1 protein-coding gene is annotated in these 327 nt (G+C 67.3%); it reads right to left on the bottom strand.

All coding sequences use genetic code 11. From position 1 onward, the window contains the following. Positions 1–327 (bottom strand): bifunctional adenosylcobinamide kinase/adenosylcobinamide-phosphate guanylyltransferase (locus WG8_RS28135; RefSeq protein WP_007429404.1); only part of this gene is annotated, 327 nt, incomplete at both ends.

Below are 327 nucleotides of genomic sequence, written 5' to 3'. Positions count from 1 at the left end.
GCCAGCAGCACGTTCGACAGCCAGAGGGTCAGGCAGTCGACCAGCACCATAGGCGCGGGTGATGGCTGCGGTGCTCGGCTGGCGTGCAGGCTGACAGGCTGGCTGCCTTGCGCTGCCGACCTTGCCTCTGAGGCGCCGCCAAGCCGCCGCAGCAGCTCCGGCAGTGCCTGCGCTTCCTCCAGCGTCTGCCAGTCATACCCGGCAGACTCGCGCTGGAACCGATGAAGGGCAATGCGCTCCTTCATCTCCGTGTCGTAGGCTTGTGCCGTGGCAATGTAGCAGGCGCGCGGCGCGCGCGTCATGCATAAGCGCTCGGCAAAGCCGCTT

Origin of the sequence: Paenibacillus sp. Aloe-11, from assembly GCF_000245715.1 — a bacterium.
Lineage (GTDB): Bacteria > Bacillota > Bacilli > Paenibacillales > Paenibacillaceae > Paenibacillus > Paenibacillus kribbensis.
The sequence above is the reverse complement of the archived record's forward strand: the minus strand, read 5'-3'. Positions and strand labels throughout refer to the sequence as shown.